Origin of the sequence: Mesorhizobium sp. M4A.F.Ca.ET.050.02.1.1, assembly GCF_003997725.1 — a bacterium.
In the GTDB taxonomy this organism is placed as follows: Bacteria; Pseudomonadota; Alphaproteobacteria; order Rhizobiales; family Rhizobiaceae; genus Mesorhizobium.
In genome coordinates, this window is sequence record NZ_RZSG01000234.1 from 1 (window position 1) to 7,958 (window position 7,958).

Genomic DNA, 7,958 nt, shown 5'->3' on the forward strand with positions numbered 1-7,958 from the left:
GCGCACGCCCGCGTCGTAGGTTGCAAAACCCTTGGCAACGGCGGCCGCCGTGGTCGACTGGCCGGACACATCGAGCACGAGCAGCACCGGCAGGCCGTAGAGCCGCGCAAGGTCGGCGGCCGAACCCGTGCGGCCTTCTGGGGCGGGAATGCCGTCGAACAGGCCCATGGCGCTTTCGAGGACGACGAAGTCGGCATCGTCAGCCGCTTGCCCGGCCAGCGCATTGAGCAGGGAAGGCGGCATTGCCCAGCTGTCGAGGTTGACGCCGGAGAGGCCGGTGGCGGCGGTGTGGAAGCCCGGATCGATGTAATCGGGCCCGGATTTGGCGCCACGCACCTTCAAGCCGCGCCTGGCGAGCGCGCGCAGGATGCCGATGGTGACGCTGGTCTTGCCCGAACCGGAGCGCGGCGCGCCGATGATGATGGCGCGTGCCGTCATGTCTCGCCCGCCAGTGCCGCGCGCATGGCGACGATACCGCCGACGACGATCAGCGCCGGCGAAGCCAGGCCGGCGGCCGCGGCCTCTTCGGCAATGGTGGCGAGCGTGGCGACAACGGCCCGCTCCTGCGGCGTGGTCGCGGAAACGATCACCGCGGCCGGCGTCGACGGCGCCAGCCCGCCTTCCAATAATGAAGCGGCGATCTGAGGCAGATTGGCCATTCCCATATAGACGACCACCGGCTGGCCGGTGCGGGCAATCGCGGCCCAGTCGAGATCGTCATCGGTGCCGGCGGCATGGCCGGTGGCCAGGATGACCGCCTTGTTGATGCCGCGCATGGTGGCGGGAATGCCGGTGGCGGCGAGCGCGCTCAGGCCCGAGGTCAGGCCGGACAACACACGAAACGGAATAGCTTCGCGCGCCAGCGCCAGCGCCTCTTCGCCGCCGCGCCCGAAGATATAGGGGTCACCGCCCTTGAGACGGACGACGCGACGTCCCTCGCGCGCCAGCCGCACCAGCAAAGCTGTGATATCGTCCTGCTTCATCGACGGCTGGCCACCGCGTTTACCGGCATAGAAAAGCTCCGCGCTTGCGGCGACCGCGACGACATCGGGCGAGACCAGCGCATCGTAGACCAGCGCGTCGCATTGGCCGAGAGCGGCCAGCACTTCGAGCGTCAGGCAGCCGGGATCGCCGGGGCCCGCGCCGGCCAGCCAAACGTGGCCGGGTTCCAGCTCTCGCGGCTTGAACTTCAGCCGCGCCAGCGCCTGCTCCACCGTGGCATGTCCGTTTCTGTTGGTGCTGCCGTTCACAATCCGTCCCGTCCGCGAAAACGCCGCTGGTAGTGGGCGTCGTAAAGTGAGCTTTCGCCGAAATCCTGGGCGCCGAGCGCGCTGCCGATGAAGATGATCGCCGTGCGCTCAATCGGGTTTTCCGCCAGCTTCGCCTCGATGGTGGCCAGCGTGCCGGTCAACAGACGCTCGTCCGGCCAGGAGGCACGAAAGACAACCGCCACCGGGCAGTCGGCGCCGTAAAGCGGCGTCAGCTCGGCGACGACACGGTCGATGGCGTGGATGGCGAGATGGATGGCAAGCGTCGCGCCGGTGCGGCCGAAGCCGGCCAGCGTCTCGCCGGGCGGCATCTTCGAGGCACGGCCGGAGACACGGGTCAGCACCAGGCTTTGCGCGAGTTCGGGAATGGTGAGCTCGCGGCGAAGGGCCGCCGCCGCGGCGGCGAAGGAAGGCACGCCCGGCGTCAGCGTGTAGGGGATGTTGTGCTTTTCCAGCCGGCGGATCTGCTCGGCCACCGCGCTCCACACCGACAGGTCACCGGAATGCAGGCGCGCGACATCCATGCCGGCGGTGTGGGCGGCAACGTATTCGGCCTCGATCTCGTCGAGCGACATCGGCGCCGTGTCGATCAGTTTGGTGCCGGGCGCGCAATGTTCGAGCAGTTCGGGCGCAACGATCGAGCCGGCATAGAGGCAGACCGGGCAACTCGCCAGCAGTCGGCTGCCGCGCAGAGTGATGAGGTCGGCCGCACCGGGGCCGGCGCCGATGAAATGAATGGTCATGCGGCATCTCCGGCAAGTGCGATGGCGCAGGTGACAGGACCGAGCACCGTGCGCGGCCCGAGCAGTTTCGCGCCCTTTCCGGCCGCGGCAAGCGCGGAGGCTTCCGAAACCGACGGCGAGCCGGCCTTCGACTGCGAGAGAACGGAGTGGCTGAGCACGCCGGACGATGCGGCTTGCATCGCATCGTTCGAGACGACGATCACAGGCAAAGCGAGGTCGCTGCCGGCGAGGAAGATCGCTTCCTCATCGCGTTTGATTTCACCGGTCGCCAGGGCGGAAAGCGCCGTCACTGCCAATCCATGCGCTTCCAAGGCGGTCTCGACGGCGGCGCGCACGTCGCTCGCTGTCACGCCTTTCCGGCTGCCGATGCCCGCGACCATCATGGCTTCACCCAGCTCCATTGGGTGACCGGCATGGCCGGCCGCCAGGCCTGCATCGAGCCGACGGGCGAGGCTCGCGAGATGGCGATGCGGGTGAGATCGCCGCCGCGCTTGGTGTGTTGGTCGAGAAGCAGCGTCTCCATCTCCAGCGTCACCGCGTTGGCGACAAGCCGGCCGCCGGGGCGCAGTGCCTTGATCGCCTTCTCCAGCACGCCGGCGTCGCTGCCGCCGCCGCCGATAAAGATGGCGTCGGGCGTTTCCAGCTTGGCGAAAGCCCTGGGCGCCGGGCCCTCGATCACGACAAGACCGGGCACGCCGCAATGCGAGGCGTTACGGCGGATGCGGGCAGCGCGCTCCTTGTCGGCCTCGATGGCGATGGCGCGCAGCGAGGGGTGAGCGAGCATCCATTCGATGCCGACCGAGCCCGAGCCCGCGCCGACATCCCACAGCAGCTCGCCGCGTCGGGGCCCGAGTGCCGACAGCGTCATGGCGCGGACCTCGCGCTTGGTGATCTGGCCGTCATGCTCGAACAGGTGGTCGGCAAGGCCCGACGTCAGCGGCAGGATGCGGGCATCCGGCGTCGATTCAACTTCCAGCGCCAGTACGTTGAGCGGACTGATGTTCTTGAGATCGAAGCCGTCGGCGCGTGCGCTTCGGCGTGCTTCATCCGGTCCGCCGAGCGCTTCAAGGACCGTCAACCGCGAGGGACCGAAGCCGAGTTCGTCGAGCAGCCCGGCGATCGCTGCCGGCGCATCGCCGTCGGATGTCAGCGCAAGGATGCGCGCGCCAGGGTGGAGGAGGGGGCGGATAAGGTCGATCGCGTGGCCGTGGAGCGAGATCGCCTCGACATCCTGCAGCGCCCAGCCCAGCCGGGATGCCGCTAACGAAAGCGATGAAGGCGCCGGCAGCACCCGCATTTGCTTGGGTTTCACCTTGCGCGCCAGCGTGACACCGACGCCGTGGAAGAACGGGTCGCCGGAAGCGAGCACGCAGACATTCTTCCCGGCCAGCGCCAGCACGTCGCGCATCTCGGCGTCGAACGGCGTCGGCCATTGGCGGGCCTCGCCCCTGGCCAGGGCTGCGACGAGCGCGAGGTGTCGCTTGCCGCCGAAGATGAATTCGGCTTGCGCTAGGTGCTGCTTGGCCTCGTCGCCGAGACCCGCTACACCGTCCTCGCCGATGCCGACGACCGTTAGCCATTTTGGCGTGAGCTTGGCGCCGCGCGGACCCTTAGCAGGCATGATGACCCACCGCATCCTGATCCTTGGCGGCACCACCGAAGCCCGGCAACTGGCGGGAAAGCTCGCCGCGCGCGCCGATCTCTCGGTCACGCTTTCGCTGGCCGGCCGCACCGAAAGCCCTGTCGCGCAAGGCGTGCCGGTGCGAAGCGGCGGCTTCGGTGGCGCGGAGGGACTGGCGACCTATCTCGACCAGGAAAAGGTCGAGCTGCTGATCGATGCCACACATCCCTATGCGGCGCGCATCTCCGCGAATGCCGCCGAAGCGGCCAGGCAGGCCGGCGTGCCGATCCTCGCCTTGCGCCGTCCGGGCTGGGAGCCCGTGGCCGGTGACCGCTGGACGCTGGTCGACAGCGCGGCCGAGGCGGCGAGGGCGCTCGGCACGGCGCCGCGCCGCGCCTTCCTGGCGATCGGCAGACAGGAGGCCAGCGCTTTCGAGGCGGCACCGCAGCACCGTTATCTCATTCGCAGCGTCGACCCCGTCGAGCCTAAACTGGGTGTGCCCGACGCGATCTATCTGCTGGCGCGCGGGCCGTTTCCGGAAGCGGAGGAACGCGCGCTGCTCGAAAAGCACGGCATTGATGCCGTCGTGTCCAAGAACAGCGGCGGCGGGGCGACCTACGGCAAGATCGCCGCGGCGCGCGCCTTCGGCATCGAAGTGGTCATGGTCCGTCGGCCGCCCGTGCCGGACGTTCCGTCGGCCGAGACCGTCGATCAGATGGCCGCCAAGGTCGATCATCTTTTCGCGCCCGTTGCCGAGCGTGGCGTGTAGACCAGCGACGGCTTGTCGCCACGCCGGATGATCCTCGTTTCCGGCGAGCCGATGATGATGCAGGTGGCCATGTCGGCCTTTTCCGCATCGGCATCCGCAAGCAGATGCACGTCGATACGTTCGTCCGGCCGGCCGGCGGCGCGGCCGAAGATGACCGGCGTGGTGCCGGGCAGGATCGCTTTCAGGCATTCGAAGGCGCGGCCGAGCTGCCAGGGGCGCGCCTTGCTGATCGGGTTGTAAAGCGCAATGACGAAGCCGGCGCCGGCGGCAGCCAGCAAGCGCAGCTCGATCAACTCCCATGGCTTCAGATTGTCGGAGAGCGAGATGGCGCAGAAATCGTGGCCGAGCGGTGCGCCGATGCGGGCGGCGACCGCAAGCATGGCGGTGACGCCGGGAACGACCGCAAGGTCGACCGCGCGCCATTCCGTCGGGCCGGCCTCGATCGCTTCGCAGACCGCTGCCGCCATGGCGAACACGCCGGGGTCGCCGCCGGACACGACAGCAACGTTATGGCCCTCGGCGGCCTTGGCCAGAGCTTCGTTGGAGCGGGCAAGCTCCTCGCGGTTGTCGGATGCGATGCGGGTCTGGTCCGCTCTCAACTCCAGCCGGTCGAGATAGGGCTTGTAGCCATAGAAGAAGGAAGCCTCCGCCACGGCGCGTCTTGCCTCCGGCGTAACCTGGTCGGCATTGCCGGGGCCGAGACCGATGACGGTGAGACGGCCGCTCATGCCTTTGCTCCGGGGCGGGCGGACCAGCCGGCGACCAGCACGATGGCGAAGTAGGGCGCCTTGTCGTCCGGCTTGTCGGCTAGCCGCATCGAGACGCTGCCCGGCATGGAGCCGCGCTCGACATAGACGGCTTTCGCAAGCTTGCCCGTCGCCTGCAGCGCGCGCCGGATCTTGGGCAGGTTGCGGCCGACCTTCATGATCACCGCTGCGTCGGTGTCGGCCAGCCGCCGCGTCAGCTCGAACTCGCTCATCGTGCCCGGCAGGACAGTCAGTACGTCGTCGCCCTGGACGATAGGCAGGCCGGTCGCCGACCAGCAGCCGGACATGGCGGTGACGCCGGGGATGACCTCGGTCGGGAAGCGATGCGCGAGGCGAACGTGCAGGTGCATGTAGGAGCCGTAGAACAGCGGGTCGCCTTCCGACAGCACCGCCACCATCCTGCCGGCGGCAAGATGTTCCGCGACCGCCTCCGCCGACTGCGCGTAGAAATCGGCGATCTGCGAGCGGTAGTCGTCGTGATCCTTGTCGATCTCGGTCGTCACCGGATAGAGCAGCGGCAGCTCGATCATGTCCGGCCGGAAGCGGGCCTCGACGATGGCGCGCGCATTGCTGTTGTTGCCGCGCTTGGCGAAATAGGCGACGACGTCGGCCTCTGCCAATGCCCGCGCAGCCTTGAGCGTCAGTAGCTCGGGATCGCCGGGACCGGTGCCGACGCCGACGAGGCGGCCTTTTACAATCGCGTTCACAGGCCGGGCCTCGCCAATGCGTTGAGGGCAGCGGCGGTCATGGCGCTGCCGCCCAGCCTGCCGCGCACGATGGCGTAAGGCACGCCATAGGAATTCTCGGCCAGCGCGTCCTTCGATTCGGCGGCCCCGACGAAGCCGACCGGCATGCCGATGATCGCCGCCGGCTTCGGCTCGCCGTCGCGCAGTTTTTCCAGCAGATAGAAGAGCGCCGTTGGCGCGTTGCCGATGGCGACGACCGAGCCGGCGATGCGCTCGCCCCAGAGGTCGATTGCCGCGGCCGAGCGGGTGTTGCCGATTTCTTTCGCGATCTCATGCGTACGCGGATCGCGCAGCGTGCAGATCACCTCGTTGCCGGCCGGCAGGCGAGCGCGGGTCACGCCATGCGAAACCATCTCGGCGTCGCAGAAGATCGGCGCGCCTGCGGCAAGCGCCGCGCGCGCCGCATCCACGAAACCGCTGGAGAAGACGAAATGGCTGGCGGCCTCGACCTGGCCGCAGGCATGGATCATGCGGATCGCAACATCGGCCTCGGCGTCCGAGAAGCGCGACAGGTCGGCCTCGGCGCGGATGATGGCGAAGGAGCGCTCATAGATCGCCGTGCCGTCGTGGATGTAGTCGTAGGCCGCCATGCTCATTCCTGTCGGTAGATTTCGGCGATGCCGGCCGCGCCAAGCCTTGTGAGGCAAGCCGCGGCGGTTTCGCCTCGATGTCGTTGCGCGCGGATCGCTGCAAGGATGCCGCCTATGCCGCGCGCGGCGTCATAGCCCGGCCTGTATCCGGCAGGAAGAGCCTTTGCCGTCCCGCCAACGACAAGTCCGGCTCCGTTTTCGTCGCCGACCAGTGTGAGGGCGGCCAAGCCGGGATGCGCGCAGCCTTTGGCGCAGCCGGAAACGTGCAGGCTGAGCGAGGCGTCGAGGAGGTCGCTGTTTTGCGCCGCGATGGTTTCGGCGATGGCTCGGGTGGCGATGCGGCCGGAGGCGCAGGCCGGTGTGCCGGGGCAGGCAGCGATGCGGGTTCGCGGATCGGCGGCGTCGGTGACGAAGCCGAGGGCGGCGGCGGAGGTTTGCAGCGAGGTGCCGGCGGATGGGGCGAGGCCAAGGAAGAGCATGGCGCGGCCGGGGGACAGGCGGATCTCGGTCACGCCGAGATCCGAGGCTTGGCCGGCGAGATCGATGAGATTCCGTGCCGGCATGCTGCCGAAGGGTAGGCCGATGCCGAGGGCTTGGCCATTCGCGAGATCAAAGATGCCGATGGGGGAGCGGGCTGGCGCAGGATGGCGCTCTACGGCGCCCCCCTCTGTCCTGCCGGACATGTCCGGCAGGACAGAGGGGGGCGCGAAGGAATGCCAGCCTGCGAGAGAGGCCAGCTGTCGCTCCGACAAATCCCGCGCATGCGCCTCGCGACCCCTTTCGGCGACCATCCGGAGAGCAGCCACCGTGATATCCCGGGCCAAATCTGCTTCGACCACCGCAAGGGGCGTCGCGCTTCCGCCATCACCGGAAACCGATACCCTCCAAAGAATTTCGTCCTCAGCCTGTACCGCGCTTAGCCGTATGTCGGCCGTCACCGCGTCCATCGTCAGTTGCCCACCGCCGTCGATCACCACCGAAACCTTCGGTCCCAGCCGTGGCGTCAGCCCGGCCTCTTCAACGGCCGCCCTGATCCGCTCGGCGAGCGGGCGCGGATCGGCAACCTCCTGTGGGTCAATACCCGCCAGTGGCCCGGTCTCGACCGGCACGCCCGTGCGCACGGCAATCCCCAGCGCATCCACTTCGGCGGCCAGCAGGCGCGCGCTTTCCGCCGTCAGGCCACGGATCTGCAAACTGCCGCGCGCGGTCACCTCCATGATACCGTTGCCGTGGCGCAAGGCGGATTCGCCGAGTCCGATCAAAAGCTTCGGTGGCATTCCTCCAGCGACCGGGTTGAGCCGCACCAGCAGTCCGTCGCCGGTCTGCATCGGCGTGCTGAGGGCAGGGCAGGCGCCACGGCGGGAGAAGGCGTTCATGCCGCCACCCGCTGGGCTTCGGCGATCCGCGCGGCGAGATCGTCATCGATGGAGTTCCGCAAGGGGTGCCACCGGCCG

The 7,958-nt window shown here is 68.5% G+C and carries 9 protein-coding genes and 1 pseudogene; 1 reads left to right on the forward strand and 9 read right to left on the reverse strand.

What is annotated here, in order from left to right:
* The 5 genes and pseudogenes from EOA33_RS16910 to cbiE form a co-directional block, all read right to left on the reverse strand.
* Window positions 1-438, reverse strand: a pseudogene (locus EOA33_RS16910) (cobyrinic acid a,c-diamide synthase); the annotation flags it as partial.
* Window positions 435-1,250: a uroporphyrinogen-III C-methyltransferase gene (gene cobA / locus EOA33_RS16915; RefSeq protein WP_126054005.1), complete on the reverse strand. Its 816-nt coding sequence runs from the start codon at window positions 1,248-1,250 to the stop codon at window positions 435-437. The pseudogene EOA33_RS16910 and the gene cobA, both read right to left, overlap by 4 nt.
* A complete protein-coding gene (gene cobM, locus EOA33_RS16920; RefSeq protein WP_126054006.1) occupies window positions 1,247-2,011 on the reverse strand; it encodes a precorrin-4 C(11)-methyltransferase in 765 nt (254 codons plus the stop codon). The genes cobA and cobM overlap by 4 nt, the downstream gene beginning before the upstream one ends.
* The gene (locus EOA33_RS16925; RefSeq protein WP_126054007.1) at window positions 2,008-2,394 is read right to left on the reverse strand and encodes a cobalamin biosynthesis protein; all 387 of its coding nucleotides are present in this window, start codon (window positions 2,392-2,394) and stop codon (window positions 2,008-2,010) included. Before EOA33_RS16925 ends, cobM begins: the two co-directional genes overlap by 4 nt.
* Window positions 2,391-3,632, reverse strand: a complete 1,242-nt coding sequence (cbiE, locus tag EOA33_RS16930) for a precorrin-6y C5,15-methyltransferase (decarboxylating) subunit CbiE (RefSeq protein ID WP_126054008.1) — start codon at window positions 3,630-3,632, stop codon at window positions 2,391-2,393. Before cbiE ends, EOA33_RS16925 begins: the two co-directional genes overlap by 4 nt.
* Window position 3,633: 1 nt before the next feature.
* Between cbiE and EOA33_RS16935 the strand changes: the two genes are divergently transcribed.
* The gene (locus EOA33_RS16935) at window positions 3,634-4,401 is read left to right on the forward strand and encodes a cobalt-precorrin-6A reductase (RefSeq protein WP_126054009.1); all 768 of its coding nucleotides are present in this window, start codon (window positions 3,634-3,636) and stop codon (window positions 4,399-4,401) included.
* On the opposite strand, the gene EOA33_RS16940 is transcribed toward EOA33_RS16935, so the two are convergent.
* From EOA33_RS16940 to cobG, 4 genes are read right to left on the reverse strand one after another with little or no spacing between them, the layout of a single operon-like run.
* Window positions 4,365-5,129, reverse strand: coding sequence for a precorrin-3B C(17)-methyltransferase (locus EOA33_RS16940; RefSeq protein WP_126054010.1), 765 nt, complete (start codon window positions 5,127-5,129; stop codon window positions 4,365-4,367). The genes EOA33_RS16935 and EOA33_RS16940 overlap by 37 nt on opposite strands.
* A complete protein-coding gene (locus tag EOA33_RS16945; protein ID WP_126054011.1) occupies window positions 5,126-5,875 on the reverse strand; it encodes a precorrin-2 C(20)-methyltransferase in 750 nt (249 codons plus the stop codon). The genes EOA33_RS16940 and EOA33_RS16945 overlap by 4 nt, the downstream gene beginning before the upstream one ends.
* Window positions 5,872-6,504 carry a precorrin-8X methylmutase gene (locus EOA33_RS16950; protein WP_126054012.1) on the reverse strand — a complete coding sequence of 211 codons (633 nt, stop codon included), beginning with the start codon at window positions 6,502-6,504 and terminating at the stop codon, window positions 5,872-5,874. The genes EOA33_RS16945 and EOA33_RS16950 overlap by 4 nt, the downstream gene beginning before the upstream one ends.
* Before the next feature lie 2 nt (window positions 6,505-6,506).
* A complete protein-coding gene (cobG, locus tag EOA33_RS16955; RefSeq protein WP_127400402.1) occupies window positions 6,507-7,880 on the reverse strand; it encodes a precorrin-3B synthase in 1,374 nt (457 codons plus the stop codon).
* Between the last annotated feature and the right edge of the window lie 78 nt (window positions 7,881-7,958).